Annotated in this window: 20 protein-coding genes; 11 read left to right on the top strand and 9 right to left on the bottom strand. The window is 73.2% G+C overall.

What is annotated here, in order from left to right; all coding sequences use genetic code 11:
- Positions 1-245 precede the first annotated feature (245 nt).
- Together PWG71_RS18230 and PWG71_RS18225 are read left to right on the top strand one after the other, a co-directional pair.
- Entirely contained in the window at positions 246-2,195 is a 1,950-nt protein-coding gene (locus PWG71_RS18230) for a hypothetical protein (protein ID WP_274811016.1), read from the top strand.
- 169 nt (positions 2,196-2,364) lie between these two features.
- Positions 2,365-3,510, top strand: coding sequence for a hypothetical protein (locus PWG71_RS18225; RefSeq protein WP_274811015.1), 1,146 nt, complete (start codon positions 2,365-2,367; stop codon positions 3,508-3,510).
- Positions 3,511-4,228: 718 nt separating this feature from the next.
- Here PWG71_RS18225 and PWG71_RS18220 read toward each other — a convergent pair.
- Positions 4,229-4,825 (bottom strand): histidine phosphatase family protein, encoded by a 597-nt coding sequence (locus PWG71_RS18220; RefSeq protein WP_274811013.1) that lies wholly within the window; start codon positions 4,823-4,825, stop codon positions 4,229-4,231.
- A gap of 334 nt (positions 4,826-5,159) precedes the next feature.
- Here PWG71_RS18220 and PWG71_RS18215 point away from each other — a divergent pair, with 334 nt between their 5' ends.
- Positions 5,160-6,116 (top strand): hypothetical protein, encoded by a 957-nt coding sequence (locus tag PWG71_RS18215; RefSeq protein WP_274811011.1) that lies wholly within the window; start codon positions 5,160-5,162, stop codon positions 6,114-6,116.
- 27 nt (positions 6,117-6,143) lie between these two features.
- Here PWG71_RS18215 and PWG71_RS18210 read toward each other — a convergent pair whose 3' ends face one another.
- Positions 6,144-8,198 carry a hypothetical protein gene (locus tag PWG71_RS18210; RefSeq protein ID WP_274811010.1) on the bottom strand — a complete coding sequence of 685 codons (2,055 nt, stop codon included), beginning with the start codon at positions 8,196-8,198 and terminating at the stop codon, positions 6,144-6,146.
- Between the two features lie 505 nt (positions 8,199-8,703).
- Positions 8,704-9,333, bottom strand: a complete 630-nt coding sequence (locus PWG71_RS18205) for a tetratricopeptide repeat protein (RefSeq protein WP_274811008.1) — start codon at positions 9,331-9,333, stop codon at positions 8,704-8,706.
- Positions 9,334-9,675: 342 nt separating this feature from the next.
- Here PWG71_RS18205 and PWG71_RS18200 point away from each other — a divergent pair, with 342 nt between their 5' ends.
- Positions 9,676-11,073: a hypothetical protein gene (locus PWG71_RS18200; RefSeq protein WP_274811007.1), complete on the top strand. Its 1,398-nt coding sequence runs from the start codon at positions 9,676-9,678 to the stop codon at positions 11,071-11,073.
- Positions 11,074-11,118: 45 nt separating this feature from the next.
- Here PWG71_RS18200 and PWG71_RS18195 read toward each other — a convergent pair whose 3' ends face one another.
- Complete coding sequence (locus PWG71_RS18195) at positions 11,119-11,541, bottom strand: YchJ family protein (protein ID WP_274811006.1); 423 nt, start codon at positions 11,539-11,541, stop codon at positions 11,119-11,121.
- Positions 11,542-11,797: 256 nt separating this feature from the next.
- On the opposite strand from PWG71_RS18195, the gene PWG71_RS18190 reads away from it, so the two are divergent.
- Positions 11,798-12,271, top strand: coding sequence for a hypothetical protein (locus PWG71_RS18190; protein ID WP_274811005.1), 474 nt, complete (start codon positions 11,798-11,800; stop codon positions 12,269-12,271).
- Positions 12,272-12,347: 76 nt separating this feature from the next.
- On the opposite strand, the gene PWG71_RS18185 is transcribed toward PWG71_RS18190, so the two are convergent.
- The gene (locus PWG71_RS18185; protein WP_274811004.1) at positions 12,348-13,919 is read right to left on the bottom strand and encodes a hypothetical protein; all 1,572 of its coding nucleotides are present in this window, start codon (positions 13,917-13,919) and stop codon (positions 12,348-12,350) included.
- Positions 13,920-14,054: 135 nt separating this feature from the next.
- The gene (locus tag PWG71_RS18180; protein ID WP_274811002.1) at positions 14,055-15,689 is read right to left on the bottom strand and encodes a hypothetical protein; all 1,635 of its coding nucleotides are present in this window, start codon (positions 15,687-15,689) and stop codon (positions 14,055-14,057) included.
- A gap of 593 nt (positions 15,690-16,282) precedes the next feature.
- Between PWG71_RS18180 and PWG71_RS18175 the strand changes: the two genes are divergently transcribed.
- The 3 genes from PWG71_RS18175 (at position 16,283) to PWG71_RS18165 (ending at position 19,253) form a co-directional block, all read left to right on the top strand.
- Positions 16,283-17,014: a class I SAM-dependent methyltransferase gene (locus PWG71_RS18175; protein ID WP_274811001.1), complete on the top strand. Its 732-nt coding sequence runs from the start codon at positions 16,283-16,285 to the stop codon at positions 17,012-17,014.
- Positions 17,015-17,491: 477 nt separating this feature from the next.
- Positions 17,492-18,712: a chromate efflux transporter gene (gene chrA / locus PWG71_RS18170; RefSeq protein ID WP_274811000.1), complete on the top strand. Its 1,221-nt coding sequence runs from the start codon at positions 17,492-17,494 to the stop codon at positions 18,710-18,712.
- 106 nt (positions 18,713-18,818) lie between these two features.
- Positions 18,819-19,253 carry a hypothetical protein gene (locus tag PWG71_RS18165; RefSeq protein WP_274810999.1) on the top strand — a complete coding sequence of 145 codons (435 nt, stop codon included), beginning with the start codon at positions 18,819-18,821 and terminating at the stop codon, positions 19,251-19,253.
- 287 nt (positions 19,254-19,540) lie between these two features.
- Here PWG71_RS18165 and PWG71_RS18160 read toward each other — a convergent pair whose 3' ends face one another.
- Positions 19,541-19,825, bottom strand: coding sequence for a hypothetical protein (locus tag PWG71_RS18160; RefSeq protein WP_274810998.1), 285 nt, complete (start codon positions 19,823-19,825; stop codon positions 19,541-19,543).
- A 329-nt stretch (positions 19,826-20,154) separates the two neighbouring features.
- Here PWG71_RS18160 and PWG71_RS18155 point away from each other — a divergent pair, with 329 nt between their 5' ends.
- Positions 20,155-20,826: a hypothetical protein gene (locus tag PWG71_RS18155; protein WP_274810997.1), complete on the top strand. Its 672-nt coding sequence runs from the start codon at positions 20,155-20,157 to the stop codon at positions 20,824-20,826.
- Between the two features lie 58 nt (positions 20,827-20,884).
- The gene (locus PWG71_RS18150; RefSeq protein ID WP_274810996.1) at positions 20,885-21,988 is read left to right on the top strand and encodes a helix-turn-helix domain-containing protein; all 1,104 of its coding nucleotides are present in this window, start codon (positions 20,885-20,887) and stop codon (positions 21,986-21,988) included.
- Between the two features lie 22 nt (positions 21,989-22,010).
- On the opposite strand, the gene PWG71_RS18145 is transcribed toward PWG71_RS18150, so the two are convergent.
- Positions 22,011-22,370, bottom strand: coding sequence for an MmcQ/YjbR family DNA-binding protein (locus PWG71_RS18145; RefSeq protein WP_274810995.1), 360 nt, complete (start codon positions 22,368-22,370; stop codon positions 22,011-22,013).
- Between the two features lie 579 nt (positions 22,371-22,949).
- Here PWG71_RS18145 and thpD point away from each other — a divergent pair.
- The gene (gene thpD / locus PWG71_RS18140; protein WP_274810994.1) at positions 22,950-23,858 is read left to right on the top strand and encodes an ectoine hydroxylase; all 909 of its coding nucleotides are present in this window, start codon (positions 22,950-22,952) and stop codon (positions 23,856-23,858) included.
- Positions 23,859-24,009: 151 nt separating this feature from the next.
- Here the strand turns inward: thpD and PWG71_RS18135 are convergent, their stop codons facing one another.
- Positions 24,010-24,654, bottom strand: coding sequence for a hypothetical protein (locus tag PWG71_RS18135; RefSeq protein ID WP_274810993.1), 645 nt, complete (start codon positions 24,652-24,654; stop codon positions 24,010-24,012).
- Positions 24,655-24,772: the final 118 nt, after the last annotated feature.

Raw genomic sequence — 24,772 nt, 5'->3', positions numbered from 1 at the left:
CTGATCGGACACCGCGCACCGCGTGGGGCTTTCCCACGACCGGCGCCCGGTCCCGTCGAACACCGACGGCATCGTCGCAGGTGAACGGATATCCGGGAAAACAGATCCTGGATTTTTGATTTTCGATCCGGACCGACCCGAGATTCGATAGAGGCAGGGACCGAAAAGGTTATCCACAGGCCTCCGGCGGCGATCCCCCGCCCATGCCACCATTTCCGGAAAAGCCCCTCCGGAAGGCGCAGGACATGATCACCGACACCGGACACCCTCCCGTCATCCGACTCCTCAGCGACACCGCCGTCCTGGCCCGGGGAGGCTGCCCCGCCCACCGCCGGGTACGCGCCGACCTCGCCCTCGGTCCGGCCCCCCACCGACCGTTCGAGGTGCCCGCGCTCGCCCTGAACGCCGTCCTCGACCTGGTCGAACACCGGGGGCGGTCGTTGGAGCGGGCCTGCGCCCACCTTCCCGCACCGGGACGCCCGGCGATCTCCGTGCTGGGCGAACGGGTACCGGCCGTGCACGACGGGGTGCGCGCGTGGGTCCGCCACGCGGCCCGCGCCCACCTCGCCGCGACGACGGGCCGCACCCCCGTCCGCGACTTCTGGGTGCGCCAGTACATGCCCGAACCCGGGTCCCGCCACCGCCGCCCCTACGAGGTGCGCGCCGCGGGGCGCTGTTACACCGACGGGCCGGTCAGGGAGCTGTGGGCGCCGAGCCTGGGAGGCCTGCGCCGGCCCCTCTCCCCCGACGCGGGGATCGCGGTCGCCGCCTACGTCCTGGCCACGGGGTCGCCGGTGGACCGGGACGCCTACGCCGCCGATCCACGGCGCTACCACGACGGGGCCCCTTACCCGATGCGCGGGCGCGGCCGGCCACCGGAACGGGTGCGGGTGATCCAGGTGTCGTGCCTGGACGGCGCCACGGCGGTCCGTTTCGACGGCACCGCCGACGAGGCCGGGGAACTGTTCGCCGCCAAGGGACGCGAGGGGTTGCGCGCCGCCCTGGTGGGCGGGGCCCGAGCCCCGGGTGCGGATTGCCTGACCTGCGGGGTCCGGCGCGGCTGCGGGCGGCTGCCCCGCGCTCCCGGACTACTGGGGTCGTCCGGCGGTGAGCGGCGGTCGTGGTCCCCGGCCCTCGCCCGCGAGTTCGCCCTCTGCCCCGCCCGCGCCCACTTCCACGCCCTGGGCCTGCCCGCCGTCATCGACCGCCGTCCCCCGACGATCACCCCTCGCCCGCCCCAGTCCCCACCCGATCGCGGCGACGGTGGGAGCGCCGCCGGTGTCGTCCCTCCTCCCGGGTGCGCGGACACGGCGCCCGCGTCCCCGGACACACCCGAGACGCCCGGCTCCCCCGGCCGTGGCACCGGACGGGCCATCGTGCGCGTGGACGGGTCCGGAACCGTCGAAGGACGGACCGGAGGGGCCCGTCGCGACGTCGTGCGCGTGGACGGCGCGGAAACGGACGAGGGTCCGCGGCCCGGCCGTCCCGGCGGACCCTGTCGTCCCGGCGGTTCCGGTGGACGGGGGTCGGGGGTGGTGGCGGAGGTGGTCCGGGCCTGGTTACGGCGGGCACACGACCGGCTGCCCCGGCGCGCCTGCGAACCGGCCGACCTGCCCGTGGACCCCTCCCGGTGGGCCTGCGCGGGTCGACGCCTGTTCGGCGACCGTGCGCGGCGGGCCGCCGCGATGCTCGCCGCCCACATCCCCGTCTGTCCGCTGCGCGACCTGCCCGCCGGTGACCACGTGCGCTCCGGTCCGACCCTGACCGCCGACGACACCGACGCCGACGTGCTCGTCGTCCACCGCGCCGACGTCCTGCACCACCGACGCGGTTCCTGGGTCCACCGCACCGTCCTGATCGCCGAGGACGGCCCGCCCGAGGCCCGGGGGCCGGAACTCTTCGCGGATGATCCGCGGGCCGCGCTGGGGGTGCTGTTCTTCGCCGCGGGGGTGATCGCCGCCGGCCCGGAACCGGCGGTGGAGATGGAGGTCCTCGCCCCCGACGGCGCCCGGGTCGACGTCGTCGACCCCGCCTCGCCACCGGTCCTGGCGGCGGCCGAGCGCACCGTCCGCACCCTGGTCGCCCCCTGGCACCGGGACCGGGTGCACGCCCCCGCACCCGGCCCCGTCTGCCGGACCTGTCCCTATCACCCGTGGTGTCCCGCATCCGAGCGGGAGGAGGGAGCGCCGTCGTGACCCCGCCCCGCCCGCACGCCCGCGCCCCACCCCCGCGGTCGGCGCCTTCGGCGCCCGCCCTATACCGGATGTGAGCGCTTGAGGGAGCGATTATTCGGATTACGGGTCGCCCGCGGTTTTCCCACCGACGGAGACCCCCGCCCACGCGAATCCCGCTAGTCTCCTTGCCATGACGCAGCACACCGCGATCGACGGGTCCACGACCCCCGATCAGATCCCACAACCACGGTTCCACAGGCCCAATCCGGACCTGGCCGCGGCGATGGAATGCGTCCGCTGCCAGGAGAACGGTGTGACCACCCCGCCCGGTTGGCCGCCCAAGCCGCCCAGGCGCAGGGAGGGTCCGCCGCCGCCGACCCCCCACCCCAACCGGGAACTGCCCATCAGCACCCGCAAGATGGACTTCCTCCGGGACGTGTGGACCTACGTCGCCTCGAAACCGGTGGGCGGTGACCCCGACAGCCGTTACCTCGCCCTCGTCTGTGCTCTGCGCGGTGCGATACGCGGCAAGGTCTACCTGCTCGGTCAGGACATGCGCATCCTCCGTCTGGAGGACCCGCACGCCGCGCTCAGCGACCTGATCGCCTCGGGCTGGCTGGTCACCACCCCCGAGCGGGTGATCGATTCCCACCCCTCCGACCCGGCCCTGTGCGACCTGCCCGACGTGGAGGGCAACCCCTGGGACGTCGGACAGGGGATCCGTTCCCGGGCCTCGGGATGGGTCGCCCGGTCGATGGGGCACAAGAAGATGCGCAAGAAGCCCAACCGGCTCCGTCTCGTGGGCACCTACCTGGCCGCCCGCGCCGAGCCGGGCGGCCTTATTCGGGTCCCCCGGGTGGAGGTCTCCGTGGCGTGCGCGCTGTCCGGCCCCGACGAGCTCACCGAACTCCTGGAATGGCTGGCGCGGATCGAGTGGATCGTCTCCGTCCGCGACGACGGGGCGATCGTCGAGGCCCGACTGGGTGAGACCACCGCCTGGCTGGCCCCCACCGCGCCTCCGCCGCCGACCCCGCCCCGGGTCTCCCCGGCCACCACGCCGTTGAACGTATCGGTCGCCGAACGCGCCGACCGCCTGCTCGCCGGGCGCGCTGCCGAGGTCGCCCACTGGGTGGACGGATACCGGGCCGACCATGGACACGGCCCCAGTTGGTCGGCCGTCTCCGAGCACTTCGGTTGGCCGCCCCGGTCGGCACCCGACCACGACGTCACCCAGGAGATCTTCGACCGCCTGGAACGCGATGGGTGGCTCGCCGGGTTCGGCGTGCCCTTCGGGCTCAGACCCGGCGAGGCGCTCGACCGCGAGAACGCCGCATAGACCTTCCCCGAGCGGCGGCGCCATCACCTCCGGTGCCGTCGCCACCGTCGGCCTCGCCCTCCGGCAGCCCCCGCGCGGAGGGCGGGCCGAGGTGGCGGGGTCCTCCATGTCCCCCGTTCATGGAAGGCCCTGCCACCAACGGTGTGCGCACCGTACCCCTGCGGACACGGTGCGCCGACATGATCCTCCGCCGTCCCCCCACGGGAACCGACGGCGGATCCGGCCCCTCTCACCTGAGGGAGACCGTCGGCGGTCGGGTCCTTCGTGTCCCCTGTCCACGAGCGGACCCGACCGTCCCCGTCCTCCACGGGATCACGAGGCAAAAGGTTCCAGAGTGGCCTCATGTGGCCCCCTGAGGAACCGGTGACGTCAGCCTCACGTCTGAACCAACAACCGACCCCGCACAGAACGCGGGTGTCGACTCCGGTCCGTCGAGCCCCGAGTTTCCCCTGCTCACCCCTGACAGGACCGCCCCCTCACCGGGGAAACGACACCAGGCCACCAGCCACCTTCGGTGCCGTATCCGTCCGGTCCTGACCGTCGGTGGGAGATCCGTCCCTCCCCCGTCCCGGTCCTCCGGACCCCCGCGTCACGCGCGGCCGGCCTTCCCGCGCACCCCCGACCCCGTCTTGGAACGGGCGACCACCTCCGTGAGGCGACCCGCCCGAGCACCACCCGATGGAGCGGTCGGAATCCCCCGGCCTCAGTCGGCGGAAGGTCAGGGCATGAGGTTCCACGAGGTGATCACCGGCCGATCGTGTTCGCGGCCCAGCGTGCACACCGCCCCGGTGCCCAGGGAGAACAGCGCCCCCGCCCGGCCGTCCAGCCCCAGCCAGCGCGCCGTGAGCACCCGCAGCACATGCCCGTGCGCCACCAGGACCACATCGTCCGAGCCGGGATCGCCCACCCCCTCGGCCGACGACGCCAGCACCCGATCGACCCGGGCCGCCACCTCCTCCACCCGCTCACCGGGATGGTCGGCGCCACCGGGGACCACCCCGTCGCGCCACAGATCCCAGCCGGGCCGCTCCTCGCGGATCTCGGCGGTGGTGATCCCCTCGTACCCGCCGTAATCCCACTCCCCCAGGTCCGGGGCGACCCGCGCGTCCGCGAGCCCGGCGAGCGCGGCGGTCCGCACCGCACGGCCCAGCGGGCTGGTGATCACCCGACCGATCGTGCGCCGGGCCAACAACGGCCGCAACGCCTCCGCCTGACGTTCCCCCTCCTCCGTCAACGGGACGTCCGTGAGCCCGGTGTGCCGCCGCGTGCGGCTCCACTCGGTCTGTCCATGCCTGACCAGTACCAGTTCACCCATGCCCGGGTTCGTGCCCCGGCAGCCCCTCCCGCACTCCGCCCGCACCGTTTGGACACCCCGTACCGACATGGACGACCACGTCGGCCCCTCCCCGCCGGCGGGCGTCTCCCCCGACGAGGGGATCCCGACGACCCGCGGCGGGCCGGGGATCGGAGTGCGCCCGGCCCCTCGCACCGCGACCTCGACAACGGCCGCACGTCCCCGACGCCGTTGCGACCGCGATCGACCCGCCTCCGACACGCCGCGCACCACCGCCCCCGACCCCACTACCCTGGTGTTCCGTGCCGCCCGCCCGGGGCTGCGCCGACCCGCCCGACGACCCGAACGGACACGCGTGGCCACTCACGGTTTCGCCGCCTACCGACTGTGGGCGGCCCCGCCCGGCCGTCCGGACGACCACCCTCCGGTGGACCGCCTCGACGACGAGGGGACCGACCTGCTCGATCTCCTCCACACCGCCGTGCGCGACCTGGAGAGCACACCGGTCACCGACGCCGAACGCCGCTCCCATCTGTCCGTGGGCTCCCACCGCCGGACCGACGACCGGGAGATCGAGGTCCGGCTGGACTACGGCAGGTTCGGCACCCCGGGCACCATCCGCAGCGTCGCCGAGGACCGGGACCCCTACCACTACGGGGCCCAGGAGGCCGCCACCACACACCTGCGCGCGCTGTTGGTCGTCCCGCGGGGTTGTGCCCACGCGCTGGCGATGACCGAACGCCACCAGGGGCGCGGGGCCGGGACCATCCTGTTGGACCACCTCAAACACGCCGTCGACGCCCGGCTGGGCGGCCGGCTGTCCCTGCGCTGCGCCCCCCTGTCGGACTCCGACGCCTACCGGCGGTTCCTGGAGAGCGCCCACGCCGTCAGGGTGGAGGTCGTGGAGATCACCCGCGGCGCCGACCTGTTCAACCTGGAGGACCCCCGCCCCATGGGGACCTTCCGGCACGTGCTGACCCCGCCGCCGGGTCAGCGCCATCTGCCCGCCTCGCTGACCGAGCAGATCCTGGCCCGTCGGGTGGACCTGGCCGGGCTGTTCCACCTGCGCGGTACGGACAACATCACCGAGGTCCGGCTGACCCTGCGCGACGGGGCCCGGCAGAAGACGGTGGTCCTGGACGACGGCGGGACCGCCCCGCCCCTGACCCACCTGCTGGCCGAGGACGGTGCTCCGCGCCCCTCCGACGAGGCCGCCTACCGGCGGATGCGCGAGGTCGCCGCCGAGGCCCCCTTCCCGTGGGCCGCCCCGGCGTCCCCACCGCCCGGGGACCAGGCCGCCCTCCCGGACTGACCGCACGCCGACCGACGCCGCGCGCGGTCAGGAGACGGAGGCGGTGCGGTCCTCTTCGGGGGCCAGCCCCAGGAGTTCGCGCATGCGCGCGTACCGCGGCCCCTCCCATCCCTCCCGAGCGCACACCTCCGTCAACGCCCGGTCCAGCCGGGCGGCCCGGCGGGCGACCGCGTCCGGATCGGCGTCGGCCAACCCGGCCACCGCGCACCCGAGCGCGTACACCACCTCGTCGAACCCCTCGCGCCCGGCCGAGGTCGCCCGCATCCACGACGCCAGGGCCCCGCGCACCCGTTCGTGCGCCCCGAACTCCAACAGCGCGTACCACGCGGCCCCGACGAGCCGTTCGCTCTCCTCGTCCGGTCCCCGCAGGTGCCGTGCCAACAGGACCGGGGTCATGTCGTCGCCGGCCGTCATCAGACCCTCCAGCAGGCGCACACCCGCGTCGGCCCGCACCGGCGAGGTCGCCCCGGTGTTCCACGGCAGCGCCCCACCGATCCATCCCAGCGCCGCCCGCGTCAACGCCGGGTGCAGCCCTTCGTACCGGGCCAGGTCGCGCAGCGCCGCCTCGGCGTCCTCATCCACCTCCACCAGCCACTTCAACCGGGTCAACGCACCCGCCGGGTCGGCCTTGCCGTACTCGGCGCACACCCGGGCCACCACGCGGGCGGTGATCACCGACGCGGGCGCCCGGGCCTCCTCGTACAGGCGTTCGCGCAGCGGACGCGCGAACCGGGGGTGGACCAGCGCCGCCGAGGCCAGCGACACCACCACGTCCACCAGGTCCGGTTCCCCGACCCAGGCGTCGAACAACCCCACCAGGGCCCGAGGGTCGTCGCACCGTTCGAACAGGGAGAAGAGCCGGGCCCCGATCCGGTGCGCGGTCCCCCCGCCGCGACGCACCGCCTCCTCCGCCGCCCACCGGGTCAGGCCCGCCCGCACCCCCGGGTGTTCGGCCCACAGGTGGTCCAGCACGCGGTCGGCGTGGCCCTCCCTCTCGAAGAACACCTCCCCGGTACCGGTGCGCCGGGCACCCACCCGCTCCAGGGTCGGACCGATGCCGATCCCGTCGATGCCGTCGGTCTCCCGGGGGACCACCCCCCATTCCTCGGCCAGCCCCCGGGCTCCCGCCAGGGCGGTCTGGACCGGTTCCCCCTCCAGCACGGCCAACGCCACGACCACGACCCGATGCCACACCCCTTCGGACCCGGTGGCGGCGGCGAACCAGGAGGCGATCTCCCCACCGCCCAGGTACCGTTCCCGGATCAGCGCCAGCCGCTCCCGGTCGCCCGATCCGCGTTCACGGCCGCGGAGAACGCCGTGCGCGGTCCGGGCCAGCGCGGCGGCCTCGGCCGGGGTCGCACCGCGCAACAACCCGTACCCGTCGAGTTCGCGTGCCCAGCGGGCGGCCCGGTAACGGTCGCCCGACAGGCACCCCAGGTGCGCCGCGAGCACCTCGCGCGGTCCCGGTGGGCGCACCCGCAGGTGAGCGGCCCCGGGCACCGGGTCGGCATCCCACTGGCCGGGGTCGGCGATCACCACCAGCGCCGCCCCGCCGTGGGCCGCCGCCGACGCGAAGTCGCCGAGCGCCCGCAGGAACCCGTCCGGCAGCGGTCCCGCCCCGGACACGTCGACCAGGTACCCCCGCCCGGCCTCGGGCCAGACCCCCTGGAACGGGTCGTCCTCGTCGATGTCCACCATGAGCGGTCGGACCGTCAGCCCGGCCCGGGTCAGAGCGGCGACGGCCGTGCCGGTCCGGCCCTCACCGGGCCGGCCCACGACGATCCCGCACCCGCGTTCGCCCTCACGCAGCCCGGAGCACAACGCCGCGAACCCGGGGCCGTCGCCGACCACGAACGAAGCCGCGACGAACTCCTGGTGTTCGCGCAGCAACCAGCCCAGACCGACCCGTTCGGAGGGGGCGAGCCGGACGTCCTCCATCATCAGGGCGCACCACAGGACCCCCTCGACACCGTCGCGCACCGACGACCGGCCACCGTCGCCCTCCACCGCCAACGCCTCGTCCAGCGGTGAACCGGGAACGATACGGACGATCTCCTCACCCGAACCCGCTGCGACGGCCACGGACCCCTCCAGAGCGAACCTCCGGACACCCGCACGCGCCCGGCCCACGACGACCAAGGAAGGTCGAGAGAACAGAATCGTAGGCCACGATCATCCGTCGCAGGGCGTTGTGCGCGGATCGCGGCGGCCGCACGCGGCTCGGACCGCGGTGTTCGGTGGTCGGTGCCACGGCGACGGGCGTGGAGACCCCGGAATCGCACCGGTGGGGCGCGTCCACCCGGGCGGCCGGGCCACCGACCGCCGGTCCTCCGGGTCCAGGGCCCGTTCCGCCCGGATCCGCGGCGCCCCTCCCCCCCACGGGTCCGGGCCGGGCCCACCGGCGAAGCCCCGGATCTCCTCGACATCGACGAGGCCGACCCGGACGCGCCGCGCCCTCGTCGCCACGGTGTCGTCGTCCGATCCGGGGCAGGACACCCTCCCCGGCCCCGTTCGGTGGACGCCGTACGGGCCTCCACCCGCCCACGGGACGTGATCGGGCCTCGGTGACCGGCACGGACATCACCGCTCACCGAGAATGAAACGCCCCGGGGGTGTCCGTCCCCTGTTCCGAGCGCTCTCGCCAGAACCGTCCGGCGGCCTCCATCACCACCAGGTCGTGCACGTCCGGCTCCAGACCCGCGTCCCCCCGCAGGCGGGCCCGCCCCACCAACGGACCGATGTCGAAGACGCTCGCCCCGGCCAGGGACTCCCCGGGACGGTCCAGGAACTCCCGGGCGGCGATGTTGTAGCAGTGCAGCGCCCGCACCGGGTCCCCGTCCCCCTCGAACAGGTCGGCCAACAGCCCGGCCGGGCCCGGCCGCAGGTCGGCCGACTTCATCAGGTCCTCCACCATCCGCTCCGACTCCGCCGGATCACCGTGTTCGCGCAGGTCGCGGGCGATCTCGATGAGGGCGTACTGGGCGTCCTCGGGCGTCGGCGGATGATCGCGCAGGGCCACCAGCAACCGCAGGCCCTGCTCCCGGTCGCCCTCGTGCAGCAGGTACTCGGCGGTCTCGACCAGGATGGTGCCGGTCTCCTCCGGATAGCGTTGCAGCTCACGGCGCAGCCCCTCCCGCAGATCCAATTGCTCCAAGACCTCCGCCAGCGCGGAGGGAACCGTCGCGGGGTAGGAAGCCCCGATCGTGTCATCGGTCATGGAGACGACGCTAAACCGCCCGGCACCGCCGTGTGGGGTGTTCATCCGAATCGGGCCCTCCTTCCTTCTCCACGGGACCGGCCGCCGCCCCACACCCGGGGCGCCGGCCCGCACGGGCTCCGCCCCGCCCGATCCGCTCCCACCGCGCCTCCCACCCGTCCTCACGGGTCCACGGACCGGGCGCACGGGCCCGGCCCCGATGCCCCTTTTCCCGACGAACGCGCGGTTCGGCCTTCTCGGCCACGGTTTTTCCGCGCCAATGTTCGGAAAACCCGCCCACGACCTCACCCCGGAGCGGTAGAGAAGGGACGTCGCTTCCTTCCTCGTAAGGAGAATCCGGGATTGAACACGCCCTCTCATCACCCGCGGCCCCCGGACCCTCCCCGGGTCTCCGCACGACCGATACACCTGCACCCGGAGACACAGCTGGCCTTCTCCGCCTCGCACTGCCCCCTGTACGCCAACGCCCTGGCGCTGGCGCGCTGGGCCGGCCCCACCGTCCCGGTCACCCCGCGCGGGTTCCCCGAACCCCCGCTGATCGGGGAGGCCGTGCGCGCCCTCTCCCTACGGCCCGCCGGACTCCCCCCGGAGCCGTCGGGGCACGCCGGCCCGACCCGCGCGGAGGACCTCTCCTCCATCGACCCCCTCTTCGCCCTTCCCTGGTGGGAGGCGATCCGCCTCGGCATGGTCGAACTCACCGCCGGGCAGGCCCGCCCCGCCCCGGACCTGGAGGAACGGGCCCGCGACCCCCGACAGATCCTGCGTTGGTGGAACGACATGTTCGAGACCACCGTCGAGAGCGCCCGCGGCGACCTGGCCGGCACCGGACCCGGCACCACCGGCCCCGACCTGCTCCCCCGGGTGCTGCGCTCCCTCTACGAGGCGCCCGACCGGTCCCGTGTCCCGCTGGCGGACCTGGTCACCGAACTGTCGACGGGACCCGAGGCCCTGAGCGGCCCGTCCGACCGGGTGCGCCGCCGTCTGTCCGACCTGCTCCTGCCCATGCTGTGGCAGCTGACCGAGATCGGGGCGGTCCACCTCGACCACCGACACGCACGGCCCTCCTCCGGGCCGTGCCTGGTGCGGCTCACCCCGCTGGGCCGTTTCGGGGTGCGCGAGATCCTCCTGTCCGTGGGGGTCCCCGCCCCGCTCATCGAGGACTTCGGCCGGGTGGGCGCCGCCGAGTTCCTCGACTCGCTGCACTCCTTCTCCCTGGACGGCCGGCTCATCGCCATCGACTCCTGGCTGGCCGCCCGCACCCCGGCGCGGGCCCTGCGGGAGATCGGCGGCGCGGTGGACCGGCCCGGGTCGGCACTGCGCCGCTGGGACGGCGCCAAGGTGCTCAACCTGACCAGTTCGCACCTGGGCCCGCACCTGCGCGCCCTGCTGGGCTCCGAACGGCCGGCCCTGGCGAGCCTGGCCGCGATCGTCCTGCTCGGCTCACGGATGCTCGATCAGGGGGAGATCGACCGGATCATGGAGGACCACGGCCCGTGGGTGGTCGTGGACATGGTCGCGGCCGCGATGTCGACGGGGGAGGTCGGCCTCGTCGACTTCCTCACCTCTCCCGACACCGCCGGTCTGGAGAGCCTGCTCCTGGACGACGTCGACCGGCTCCGGCGGGTCGACCACCCCGACACCGTGCGGGTCCTGGAGGCTTTGTGCCGTGTCCACCCCGACCCGGACCGCGCCGCCCGCTTCCGGGCCGCCGCCGTCCGGGTCCGGCGCGACCGGGATTGACCGCGGTGGTCGCGCCGACCCTCCGGCACGGCCCCACGGGGACGTTCAGGCCCGCGCGTCCAGGTAGACCCAGGCGCCGTCGACCCGGACGAACCGACTGTGCTCCACCATCTCGCCCGCCCGGCCGCCCTCCCGGTACCGGGCACGGAAGCGCACCGTGCCCTCGCCGTGGAAGGGGGTACCGCCCTCGGTCCCCAGGATCTCCAACCCGGTCCACTCGGTGCCCGGATCCACCTCCACCCGGGCCGGGCGGGTATCGGGATGCCAGGTGCGCGCCAGGTACTCCCGGTCCCCGACGGCGAAGGCGCTGTAGCGCGAACGCATGAGCGCCTCGGCGGTGTTCGCGGCCCACGTCCCGTGATGCGCCCGACCGCAACAGGAGCCGTACTCCCCGCCCCCGCACGGGCAGGGGTCGGTGTCCCCGGGGCGGGCCGGAAGGGTGCGTTGACGTGATCCGCGTTGCGACATCCCCCCATTGTGGCCTCACCGGCGCGGCCGGGGAAAACCACCGGCGTCCACCGTCCGCCCCTCCAGGGGCGCCCGCGTCCCGCGGCCCCTGGACGGGGCCCGCACACCGACGCTGTACCCGGGTGCGGCCACGACCCTGGCCGGAACCACCGCCCTCCCCAGCCGCCCGCACACCCGCGGGGCCCCACCCCGCCATGACCTCCCGACACGGCACGGAGCGGATCGGCCGCCACCGTCGGTCGGGGACACTGGTCCCATGACCTCTCCCCTGGACGACGACCCCCTGGAGCTGCTGTCCGGCCCCTCACTCCTGCCCGACCGCGCCGAGGAGTACGCGGAGGCCGTCCGCGACCTGGTGCGCGAGGTCGCCGCGCTGTCGGACCTCGGCGAGTGGACGGCCGCCGAGTCCCTGGCCCGCCGCGCCATCGTGCTGATCGACCGCACCGCCCCGATGCTGACCGACCCCGCGCTCCCGTCCGCCGAGGCGTCGGCCCTGGTCCCCCTGCACGCCACCGCCTGCGCGCGGGCGGGGGTCGACCCGCACGAGGTGGCGCGGTGGCTGCTGGCCGCGCAGGCCAACGGCCAGGACGTCCCCGCCGTGTCGGTGGAGGCCTACGCCGACGCACTCGGCCCGGAGGGGCTTGCGGCCTACACCGCCTCCGTGACCGCCCTGGACGAACTCGACCCTCCCGCCACCCGCCACGGCGAACGGCACACCCCGTCAGCGTGACCCGGACCTGAGGGACCGGGCTCGGAGGGAGGTGCCCGGGCCGCCGGGCGGGCTCCCCCTGAACCGACGACGGCGATCACACCAGCGAGCGCACCAGGGAATCGAACTCCTCGTCGGAGGTGAGCAGCGTCGCCTCCCCCACCACGTGGTCGACGCGCACCCCCACCTCCCTCGGCTCCGGCGGGCGTCCCAGGTTCCGGCCCCACTCCGACGGGTGCCACCAGTACAGCCGTCCCGCGCTCCGCGCCCCGGGGTCGCCCACCCCCGCCAGGCGGTCCGCGATCGCGTTCATCACCTGCATCGCCGTGACCGGGCTCCCCTGCCCCAGCGGGTGCGCGTACATCACGTACGGCGTCGGGAACATCACGACCGCCCCGTGCGGCATCTCCCCCGCGTACCTCGGCAACACGTACGCCTGCGCGGCCACGTAGGGGTGCTCCCCACCGATGCACAGCAACCGCGTACCGTCGGCCCCGCGCTCGCGCACCCGCACCGGCTCGTTCACCGAGGACTCGACCGCCTCGGCGAACACCCGCGCCTCCGACCGCCCCTCCCAGGCGAACACCGCCCGGTCGACGGGCGACGCCGACTCCGCTCCCGGCCCCTCCAACACCACCGCCTGCCACAGCCCCGGAGCGACCTCCCGGACCTGCGCCCGCTCCCGGTCGGCCTCCGGCGACTCCGGACCGCGCAGTAGCCGGACCCGCCACCGGCCGGCGAAACCGCCGCCGTCCACCGTCCGGCGGGCCCCGCGCCGATCCCACCACCGGGTCCGCTCCCGGACGAACGCGGCGGCCTCCCGCGCCAGCTCCTCGGGGGGCAGACCGCCGAAGGCGGAGCGGAACCCCTCGACGTCGGCCCATTCCCGCCGGCCGTTGCCGAAGACGACCTTCACCACACCCAGCGCGCCGAGCGAGGCACGCGCCCCCAACCGCGCGAACGCCGCGACCAGGGCCTCGACGGCCGGCCCGCCGCCCTCGACGCGCCGGAAGACGGACGCGGCGAACCCGGCCGCGGCGGACCCCAGGGCACCCGGCTCCGCCACCGCCCTCTCGAACTCCTCGCGCAGGTCCTCCCGCAGGATCAGGCGCCCGTCGCGGGTGAGCACCTGAAGCGAGGTCGGCGGCCGGTACCCGACCACCCCGCCCTCCGCCTCGAACTCACGCGCCACCAGCGCCGCGTACTCGGCGTACAGGGCGTCCACGTCCACCGAACGTGCCTGTTCCAGCCGTTCCCGCCACCACCCGGGAACGTGCTCCTCATCGCGGGGGAACCGCTCCAGCTCCTGCCGGAACACCACCGGTGCCACCCCCGACGGCAGCGTCGGCTCCGCGTCGCGGTCGTAGGACACCCCGAACCGCCCGGACGGGTCGACCGTGAACTCCAACGACGTCCAGGTCCCCTCACCCCTCCGGTGGCAGGCCCGTTTCAGACCGGCGACCGCGTCGGACACCGCCCGGGGGATCCACGCCTCGGACACCGTACCGTCGGCGTCCACCACCGACAACGTCTCGTGCGAGAACCCGCCCACGGACACCACCCGATGGACCATCTCCCGCCACCCCTGGGGGGCCACCGACAACAGGACGCGTGCCGTCTCCTCGGCCTGCTCGACCCGACGCATCGGTCCGGGGGGCGCGGTCGTCATGGGGGCTCTCCGTGTTCATCTGGTCGGGGGGTGCGGACCCCTCGCCGAAGGGCGGGGAGGAGGTCGACGGTTCGCACCGATCACCCCCTTTCCTATCGGTTCCCGGCGGCACCGGCGTCCCGGGAACCGTCCGGCTCACATCAAGGAGGGGATCAGCGTCGTGAACTCCTCATCGGAGGTGAGCAGGGACACCGACCTGAGCCCGTGGTCGACCTTCACCCCGACCGGGCGCAGATCCGGAAGGTCGGTCTCGTCGGCCCGCTCCCGGGACGAGGGGTGCCACCAGTACGACCGGGTCGCGTCGACCTCCCAGCCCACCTCCCTCGGCCACTGGGCCAGCAGACCGTTGAGCCCCTCCATGGCCGCGATCGGATCGCCCTGACCCAGCGGGTGCGCGAGCACCGTCCGCGCGTCGGGGAACGCCACGATCGCCCCGTGCGCCAGTTCCCCGGTGTGCCGCTCCAGCACGTGCGTCTGCGCCGCCACGTACGGGTGCGCCCCCTTCACCGTGACCAGACGTGCTCCGTCGACCCACCCCTGCACGGTCTCGACCGGCTCCGCGATCGAACGCCGCACCGCCTCGGCGTGCACCTCGGCGTACGGCCGCGCCGAATCCCCGTACACCGTCCCCTCCAGGTCCCCGGGGCCCAACGGGCCGTCCAGTACCACCCACTGGTACAGACCCGTCTCCGGGCGCAGACCCCGGTCGGGGAACAGGCGAAAGGGCGCTCTCCCCGTCCTGAGGGACACCCGCAGCCGGTGATCGAAGGGCTCCGCGCCCTCCTCCGCCCGCGAGCGCCCGAACCACGCCGTCACCCGGTCCGCGTACCAGGACGCGGCCTCCTCCACTCGCCCCTCGAAAGCGTCCCGCGCCCGTTCGCGGAACGGGGTGAGGTCGGTGCGCGCGCCAGGGCCGTCGACCCCGGAGAGGACGAGCACGTCGGCGTCGGTGACGAACGACCGCACACCCCGGCGCGCCAGCTCGGCCACCACCGCGCCGACCGCCGTGTCCGGGCCATCGCCCCGGTGTCCCCGGCCCCGGTCACGGGCCCTCCGCAGAACGGCGCGCACGAACTTCGCGGCCGTGTCCCGCGCCAGGGGGGCGTTCGGCTCGGGGGCGGGGCCGGTGAAGAGCCGGTCGGGCAAGGTCCGGACGAACAACGGGTCGATGTCGTGCAGGGCGAGTGGGCGTCCCTCGGGGGTGAGCAGGCGCAGCGACGACGTCCGCCGGCCCAGGACTGTCAGCCCCTCGTGCTCCAACGCCCCCGTCACCAGGGCGGCGAACTCGCCCCGCAGGGCCTCGACGTCCAGGCCGCGGACCTTCTCCAGGGTCTCCCGCCACCACCGCGGTACGTGCTCCTCATCGCGCGGGTACCTCTCCCACTCCCACAACGACAGGACCGGGTAGGCCTCCGCCGGCGGCGGGCAGCCGACGTGGTCGTACTCCACGGTGTGGCGGCCCGGCGCCTCGATCACCAGACGCATGTCCAGCCACGTGCCCTCGCCCGGCACGTACCAGAGGTCCTTCAGCCGCTCGACCACGGGATTCAGGGAGACCGGCGGCACCGGGGCGGTCTCGCGTCCCTCGGCGGTGACCACCCCCAGCCGCCCCCACTCGGGTCCGCCGACGGGCGCGGCCCGGTAGGAGATCATCCGCCACCCCGCGGGCGCCTCCGCCACCAGCAGCCGGACCAACTCCTCCAGCAGCGCGTCCTCCCGCTCCGGGTCGGGTACGGGCCGAGGTGTCGGGGCGGGGGGCGCGGTGGTCATGAGGGCTCTCCGTGTTCGTACGTGTGCGGGGACCGCCCTCTTTCCTATCGTCTCCCGGCGCCACCCCGTACCACCCGGGTCACGTCGCGCGCGTCCGTACCCCGGTCGGCCCTGCTCGTCGCGCGGCCTCCGGGACATGACGCGCACGATGCGTCATCGGCACCCCGTCGACCGGCTGGGATGAGGATTCAATGACCGATATGCCATCTTTATAGCGTAGATCACATGTTTTCATGATCTTTTTTGGGAAAATCGCGCGAGGCCGTCCTGAAACCACTACGTTCGATCACGTGAACGCCTCTTCCGCCGGAAAGGGACGGCGGGACTTGGCCGCGCGACCTCCGCGCACCGGCGCGGCGTCGGCGATCGCCTTGAACCACGGGCGGCGCGCCCCGGAACGACACGGATCCCAGAACGCCGCACCGCCCGACCGGGCGGCGAAAGCCCGCGTCAGGGCGTCGTGGGAACAGGTGGATTCCACCGGGGAAAGAAGAGAGAACACCTTTCCGCTTCATCGACTGTAGGCTGCGAACCGCACTTTCTCCCATCGAGGAAAATGTGCATCAGCCGAAAAAGCACAAGGAAGAGAAGAAATGCCCACCGTCGAATGGAATCGCAGCACATGGGGTAAAAAGCACTCCTGGGACAAGAACGGCGACGAGTGGTCCTTCATGGCGGCCCACTGCGGACAGCCCTACGAGGAGTGGAAGTCCTCGCTCATCGACGCCCTGCTCGTCCCGGGCGCCTCCCGAGGCGCCTCCCTGGAGATCGGCCCCGGCCACGGCCGATGGACCGAGCACCTGCTGGACCACTCCCCGTACGTGTGGATCGTCGACGTCAACGAGACCTGCCTCGACCACTGCCGCGAACGGTTCGCCGACCGCCCCGGCCTGCGCGTCCACCACACCGCCGACAGCGGCATGGACCCCGTCTCCGACGCCTCCATCGCGTTCGTGTGGTCCTTCGACGTCTTCGTCCACCTGGACCCGGACGTCATCACCGGCTATCTCGGAGAGATGGCCCGGGTCATGGCCCCGGGGGCGACAGCGGTCGTCCACCACGCCGGCAAGCCCGACTGGTCGCTGCGCCTGGCCCCATTGACCCGACGCACCGGCCGTCCGGGCCACGTCGCCCAACGCTGGATCAGCCAGCGGCGCTGGCGCGACGACGGCAACCGTTCCGACGTCTCCCCCGAGGCCTTCGCCCGCTGGGCGACCGACGCCGGCCTGGAGGTCGTCGAACAGCGTCGTTCGTGGGGCGAGCGCGACCAGTACACGGTCGCCAGGTACCGCGACGGCATCACCGTCCTGCGCAAACCCGCCTGACCACCCCGGTGCCATCGCCCCTCGGCGAAGGCATCGGGCGGCCGCGTCCACGCGCGGGCCACCGGGATCCGCACCCCCGGGGACACGTGCCGGTCGGTGATCTCCCCACGCCCCGGGCGACCTGCCCGACGACCGGCATCGCTCATGCGGCTCCAGCAACAGGTGATCGTTCACCTCCGATTTCGTGGCGTGCCGTGTCCACGCCACCTCGACCGACCCGTCGATGTGGGAACGTCGGGGCGACGCCGTTCGTCGGCCACCGTCGTCCGCGCCGGGGGCGGCTCCGCCCGCGTCGATCACGAGGGGAGCGAGGCCCTCGGCCGCGTCCGGCGCCCCCGTTCGACGGCCCCACGCTCCAGGTCGATATCGTCCGACGACATCGGACCAGGTGTCCGCAGAGGACGTCGCCCCGAGAAGGAGCCCTACCGTGCACTCATCACCGACGCCTTCGGGGTCCGCTCCGCCGAGGGTGCGCGGATGAGCGGGGAGACCGTGGAGGAGCGCCCCGGGACCGGGCGCGGAAGCGCCGGCGAGGTGTTCCGCGCCTTCCTGGTGCTGGGGTCGACCTCGTTCGGCGGGCCGGTGGCGCACCTGGGCTACTTCCGCGAGGCGTTCGTGGTGCGGCGCCGCTGGATGACCGAGGAGGCCTACGCGGACCTGGTGGCGCTGTGTCAGTTCCTGCCCGGCCCCGCCTCCAGCCAGGCCGGTATGGCCATCGGCCTGCGCCGGGCCGGATACGCGGGGATGGCCGCGGCCTGGGTGGCCTTCACCCTGCCCTCGGCGGTGCTGCTGGTGGCCTTCGCCTTGGGCGTGCAGGCCGTGGGCGCCGAGCCGGGGGCCGGCTGGTTGCTGGGGTTGAAGGCGGCTGCGGTGGCCGTGGTCGCCCACGCCGTGGTGGGCATGGCCGGCAGCCTGGCGGCGGGAAAACGGCAGGCCGCGATCGCCGTGGTGGCCCTGGTCCTGGTCCTGCTGCTGCCCTCCGCCCTCAGCCAGGTCGCGGCGATCCTCGTGGGCGGCGTGCTGGGCCTGTTCTGGCTGCGCGCGACCGGTTCCCCCGAGAACGGGGCGGACGCCGGCGATGTCCCCGTGGGGCGCGGGACCGCCGTGATGTGCCTTGCGGTCTTCGCCGCCCTGCTGGTGGGCCTGCCCGTGCTCGCCGCGCTGACCACGGGTCCCGCCGTGGGGCTGGCGGACGGCTTCTACCGGGCCGGATCGCTGGTCTTCGGCGGCGGACACGTCGTGCTGCCGCTGTTGGAGGCCGAGGTGGTGGGCACCGGCCGGGTGGACCACGAGTCCTTCCTCGCGGGCTACGGTGCGGCCCAGGCCGTACCCGGACCGCTGTTCACCTTCTCCGCCTACCTGGGCGCGCTGACACCCGTGGCCGGGAGCCCGCTCCTGGGCGCGGCGATCGCCCTGACCGCGATCTTCCTGCCCTCGGCGCTGCTGCTCGTGGGCACGCTGCCCCTGTGGGAACGGCTGCGCACCGCCACGCGTGCGCGTGGCGCCGTGGCCGGAGCCGGTGCGGCGGTCGTGGGGATCCTCGGCGCCGCCCTGTACGACCCGGTCTTCACCCAGGGCGTGGTCTCACCGGCCACGATGGCGGTGGCCTCCGTCGCGTTCGTGGCGCTGGCCGTGTGGCGCACGCCCGCCTGGGCGGTGGTCCTGGGCGCCAGCGCGGTCGGGTTCCTGGCGCTGTGACTTCCTCCCCCTCCCGAAGGAGGGGGATTCCGACCGCCCCAACGTGCGCGGAATCCGCCCTGTGGACAACCCGATCCGGCCCGATCCGCGCGCACATACTCAGAACATGCTCACCTCACGTGCCCGCATCCTGTTGTCCGCGCTCCTGCGGGATCTGCCCGGCCGACACCACATCCTCACCCTGCACACCGGCCATACGATGTCCACCACGATCGCCCTCCGCCACGGAGGGTGGGACCTCGGCCACCCCCCGGTGGTGGAACGGCTGACCACCACCCTCGCCGGCGGCCGAACGGCGGCGCTGATCATGCGCACCTTCACCGACCGGATCTCCCACACCCTCCCGAACGGGGTCGACATCCCGGTCAAGATCGTCCGCGGCTGGCGGGTCGCCGCCCACACCCTCGTCCCCCTCGACGAGGCCGAGATGTTCGACGCCCACTGCACCGACGCCGCCTCGGGCGAACCCCTGCCACCCGAACTCGGCGTCGAGTTCACGGCCGCGCCGCCCATCGACCTCGCGGACTTCCACACCCGCTGACCGGAGCACGACGCCGGGAGAACGGTGGCATCCTCCTCACGGCCACCCCGTCACCGGACGGAGGCGACGGGTCCGCTCCCCGGTCACGGCCCTGAACGGCACGGTCGAACCGGAGGAGGCCTCCCGGGTCGCCCTCCACCCCCGATAGCGCTCCATGCCGGCGGCCGAGGGCACGAAACCGGTCGCGTGGCACGGGGACCACCGAGGGCGTACGACCACGGCCCGTGGCGAAGGGCGACCTCCGGCCTCCGCCACGAGTCCCACGGGAGCACGGCGCCGCCGATCCCTCACACCCGGGCCGGGATCCGGGCCAGGTCGCCTGGGGCACCGTCGCTTCGCGCGGCGATCTCCCGCAGCGGCCCGGGATGCCCGGTGCCGCGCGCGAGCGCGCACACCACCGCCATCGCGTCCTCCTCACACCTGTCCGCGAGAGCCGCATCGGCCGTGATCCGGCCGAAGACCCGGGTGTCGGTTCGCGTTCCCGGGCTCCCGTCCCTCCCCTCGTTGACGGGTCGCGCGGCGAGGCGCTCGGCGGTGTCGACCCTGGCGGCCCCGGGATGATCGCCGCCCACGGGCCGGACCCTTCTTCCGAACCGCCTGGCCGACCCGGGCCGGGGCGGCGGCGACCGCTCGGGCGGGTGACCGACGACCTTCTCGTCTCCACGGACGGTCCCACCCGGGCGGGCGTCCCCCGCTCGCAGGTTCGGAATCGCCGGAGACCCCGCGCCCCGGAATCCGGAAGGGACCGCCCCTCCCCGGTCAACGGCGTTCGGCGGCGGATCGTCGGAGGCGCGGGGCATCATGGACGGCACCGACGCCCCCACTCCGCCTTCCACTTGAAGAAATCCGACCACGATCGCGGTAGGATTTCTTCAAGTGCACAGACTTCGAGAGGTGTCCCTTGCCGATCGCCGCACACGAAGCCCCACGACGGGACGACCGACTCGCCCTCCTGGGCACCTCCTGGCCGGTCATGGAGAAGGCCCTGCGCATGAGCGAGGCGGGTCTGCGCCGGGTGACCGAGAGCCACGGCAGGACCGCCTCCGGCCAGTACGCCTACCACGAACGGCTCGCCGCCCTGCGGTCCGAGCAGAAGGTCCGGTACGGCTGGGAGAACGTCAGCCACCTCCAGATCGACCTCACCGTCAACCCCGAGCGCACCATCGGCTTCCAGACCCTGAGCGGCGACGCCAACACCGGAAAACCGGACGCGGTGCCGCACAGTCAGCACCCGCGCGGCCCCAACGGACGCCACCTCCTCACGGACGAGACCGCGTTCGAGCAACTCTCCCTACCCGGCCTGCCCGAGGCGCTCCTCCCGCCCCCGGCGGAACCCTCCGACCTGGACGGGCTGGAGGTGTGGATCCTCTTGACCCACCGCAGGCCTGTGCCCGACAGCGACCTCGTGGTCTGGCATAGTGAACTGTCCCGCCCGCGCCCGCCCGACGAGCGTGGGTACATCACCTCCTGGCACGACCGCATCCTGTTCCCCGAAGTGACGATCGGGAGCGTGGTCTTCCCGGAGAGCGGTGCGGGGATGGAGCCGATCGACGTCCCCGTCGACTTCCGTTAGCGACGAACAGCCCGGTGGCGGCCCCGCCGGGCCCACAACCGACAGGGCAGCGCACACCATGGTCACGCCGTCACGCATCCGACTCGCACGGGAGCGCCGGGCGCTCACCCTGACGCGGTTGTCGGGTCTGACGGGGATATCGCAGCAGAGCCTGTCCAACTACGAGAACGCCCGAGCCGTTCCCACCGAGGAGACGCTGGGGAGGATCGCCGACGCCCTGGGCTTCCCGGTGGGGTTCTTCGCCGCGGACGAGGTCGAGGAGGTGGCCTCCGAGGCGGTCGCGTTCCGGGCCCGGACCAAGACCTCGATGCGCAAACAGAAGGCCGTCCGCTCCCAGGCCGCGCTGGCGATCGAGTTCAACGACTGGCTCGGCGGGCACTTCTCCCTGCCCGCCTCGAACGTCCCCACCTACGGCAGGCCCTCCCCAGAGGACGCGGCGGAGACGGTGCGCGCGCTGTGGGAGCTGGGCGACACCGCGACCCCGAACACGGTGCACCTCCTGGAGGCACAGGGCATCCGCGTGTTCTCCCTGGACACCGAGCACCACGAGGTGGACGCGTTCGGCTTCTGGCGCGACGCGGTGCCCTACGTCTTCCTCAACACCGGCAAGAGCGGTGAGCGCGGGCGCTTCGACTGCGCGCACGAACTCGGCCATCTGGTCATGCACGGGGACGAACGGCCGCTCGGCGGCCCGGAGGCCGAGCGGGAGGCCAATCGGTTCGCCAGCGCCTTCCTCATGCCCCGGGACGACGTCGTGGCCCGCATGCCCGCGGGGGCCCAGGTCGACCAGATCCTCAAGGCCAAGTCGATCTGGCGGGTCTCCGCCATGGCGCTGACCCACCGGCTGCACGACCTGGAACTGCTCACCGACTGGCAGTACCGGTCCACCTGCCGCCGGTTGGCGGAGATGGGGTACCGCACCGCCGAGCCGGACGGGATCGCCCGCGAGACCTCCCAGCTCCTGCCCAAGGTGTTCTCGCTGCTCCGTGGCAGGGGCACCACGCCGGGAAGGGTGGCCGAGGAACTGCGCATCCCGCTCTCGGAGCTCGACTCCCTCGTGTTCGGGTTGTCCTTCACCGCCCGGACCGGCGGGGGAGGCGGCACCGGAGTCCGCCGGGACCGGGACCGCCCCGCCCTGCGCGTGGTCCCCGCCCCCCGGTGACGGCCACCGCCCACCCCGACCGTCAGGCCTGGACCAGCTCCCCGGGGGTGGGCTGAGCGGTGTGCAGGTCCTCCGGCGCGGTCAGGAACCAGGCCTCCAGGACGAGCTCGCTCAGCTCGTCCAGGTCGATCCCGTCGAGGTGGACGACCACCCACCCGAACCCGCCCGCGGTGAACTGCACCTCGAACACCTCGGGACGTTCGGCCACGAGGGCGGTCTGCTCCAGCAGGGTCTGTTTCAGCCCCACCGTGGCGGTGCGCGGCCACAGGTAGCCGAACGGCTTCCCTCGCACGCGGAACGTCGTGTACTCGTCCCCCTGCCGCTGTTCGCACTCCGGTAGCGCCTTCACCAATCGCAGGAACCGCTCGATCTCGACACCCATGGGACGAGACAACCACATACCGCCGACACGGCGATGCCGGGAGGGAGCCCCGGCGCACCTCGGGGAACGGCGGCCCGTGCCCGGACTCCGATCCGCGAGAACCGCAGGAGAAAGCCGCCGACGAACAGCGACAAGGGTCGCTCCACCGACTTCGTGGAGAAAAGCGGAGGTGTCACGAAGAACCGAACGGCGGACAGAGATTCTGCACCACAAGCTGAATCAGATTGATGTGAACCAGAGCACAACACGATTCCGCATCGCCGCATCGAGCCGTCCGATCCGCATCCCGCACCGCGACGAGCTGGGGTGATGACCCGAGGCGGCACACTCCGCACCCCGGGTGATTTTCGCAGGTAAACCGGTTCATTTCCCGTGGAGTAGATACCAGGGGGCATGGACGAAAGCCTCCACGAAGAACTTCTCCCCATAGAGTAATCGGGCCCTACCCGGCAGATCATCCGACAAACACACAGTCCCCCGGGCACGGATCGAGAAGCCTCTCCTCTTTGTTAGGTTCACGTTTCGGCAGGAAAAACCGTCGACCTCGGAGAGGATGAGACCCCGCCAGGGGATTCGGCCATGACTCTGCAGATGGATCTTCCGGCATCGACCGCGGACGAGTACCCGACCCGCAAAACCCCCGAACCAGCGCTGCTGGACCGCAAGGACCCCACCGTCTGGGGCTCCGGCGACGGACCCTTCTCCTCCCGGGAACTCGAAGGGTACGAGCGTCGCGGCTACACACAGATCGAAGCCTTCGTCAGCGACGCCGAGGTCACCGCCTACCGGGCCGAACTGGACCGGCTCGCCCGCGACCCCGCGCTGCGCGGCGACGAACGCCTGATCGTCGAGCCCTCCTCCGAGGAGGTGCGCTCGGTGTTCGACGTGCACAAGATCAGCACGGTGTTCTCCGACCTGGTGAACGACCCCCGTCTGGTGGAGCGCGCGCGTCAGATCCTCGGCTCGGACGTGTACGTGCACCAGAGCCGTGTCAACTACAAGCCGGGCTTCGGCGGCGGCTCGTTCTACTGGCACTCCGACTTCGAGACCTGGCACGCCGAGGACGGCATGCCCAGGATGCGGGCGTGCAGCTTCTCGGTGGCCCTGACCGACAACTTCACGCACAACGGCGCGCTGATGATCATGCCCGGCTCGCACCGGACGTTCGTCTCGTGCGTGGGCGAGACCCCGGAGGACCACTACCGGGCCTCGCTGAGGAGCCAGCACGTGGGCACCCCCGACGAGGCGTCCCTGTCCCGCCTGTCCGGCCGGCACGGCATCGACGTGCTCACCGGTCCGGCGGGCGGGGTGACCGTGTTCGACTCCAACTGCATGCACGGCTCGGGCGGCAACATCACGCCGTACCCGCGCTCGAACGTCTTCATCGTGTTCAACAGCGTGGAGAACGCCTGCGTGAAGCCGTTCAGCGCGCCCTCCCCGCGCCCGGAGTTCCTCGCCTCGCGCGACTTCGCCCCTGTGGGCCGCTGACCCGGGCCCGGTGCGGACGGGTTCGGAACCCGCCCGCACCGGGCCCGGCCGTGTCGGAACCCGGGGTGCTCCGCTCGGCGGCACCGGCCCGGACGGGGTGGACGGCCGAGTGGGCACCGGGCAGGCGATCGGCCTTCCGACCGACGTTCGCTCAGCCCGCGGTCCCCGGAACGGCCGAGGAGTCCGGCGCTGCCGACTCCGCGACGCTCAGCGCCCCGGGATCGGTGGTGCCGGGCAGCGGAGTCTTCGACCACAGCGACACCGCGAGCCAGACCAGCGACGCACCGGCCACCACATGGATCCCGAGGGTCAGCGGCGAGTCGGGAAGGGGCGCCGCGAGCGCGAGCGCGGCGGGGAACACCGTGTACGCCCAGGCGGGGACGCGCGGATGGACGCGGGCGCGCACCATCGAGACACCGAACAGCACCGAACCGAGGGCGAAGACGACGGCCGAGCCGAGCACGATCGGGCCCGCCACGCCGCCCATGAGTTCCGCGAGGACCGCCCCGTCGAGGTGGTACAGCATGATGTTCAGGCTGAAGGCGACAGCGCCGAACAGACCGAGACCCAGCAGGTTCACCACATAGGCCACCGCGCCGAACACTCCGGCGGCGCGGCTCTGCCCCAGGTACAGGGCCACGAGCAGGGGAACGGCCAGCGACGGGGACAGACCGAGGAAGAAACCGGTCAGGGCCGTCTCGCCGGTCACGGCCTCGACGGCGGCCGGACCGGCCATGAAGGCGCCGGAGAGCACGCCGAGAACGGCGCTCGTGCGGAACAGTGCTGACGAGTACATGTGAGGTCCTCCTGCGGTCGGGGGTTCGCCGCGTGCGGATCGGCTCGCGGCACCGGGTGATGCGACCCTAGGAACGGCGGTAGGGCACCCGGAAGTACCGGTCGACCACACTTCCGCC

Source organism: Nocardiopsis sp. N85, assembly GCF_028882275.1.
Taxonomy (GTDB): domain Bacteria; phylum Actinomycetota; class Actinomycetes; order Streptosporangiales; family Streptosporangiaceae; genus Nocardiopsis; species Nocardiopsis lambiniae.
The sequence above is the reverse complement of the archived record's forward strand: the minus strand, read 5'-3'. Positions and strand labels throughout refer to the sequence as shown.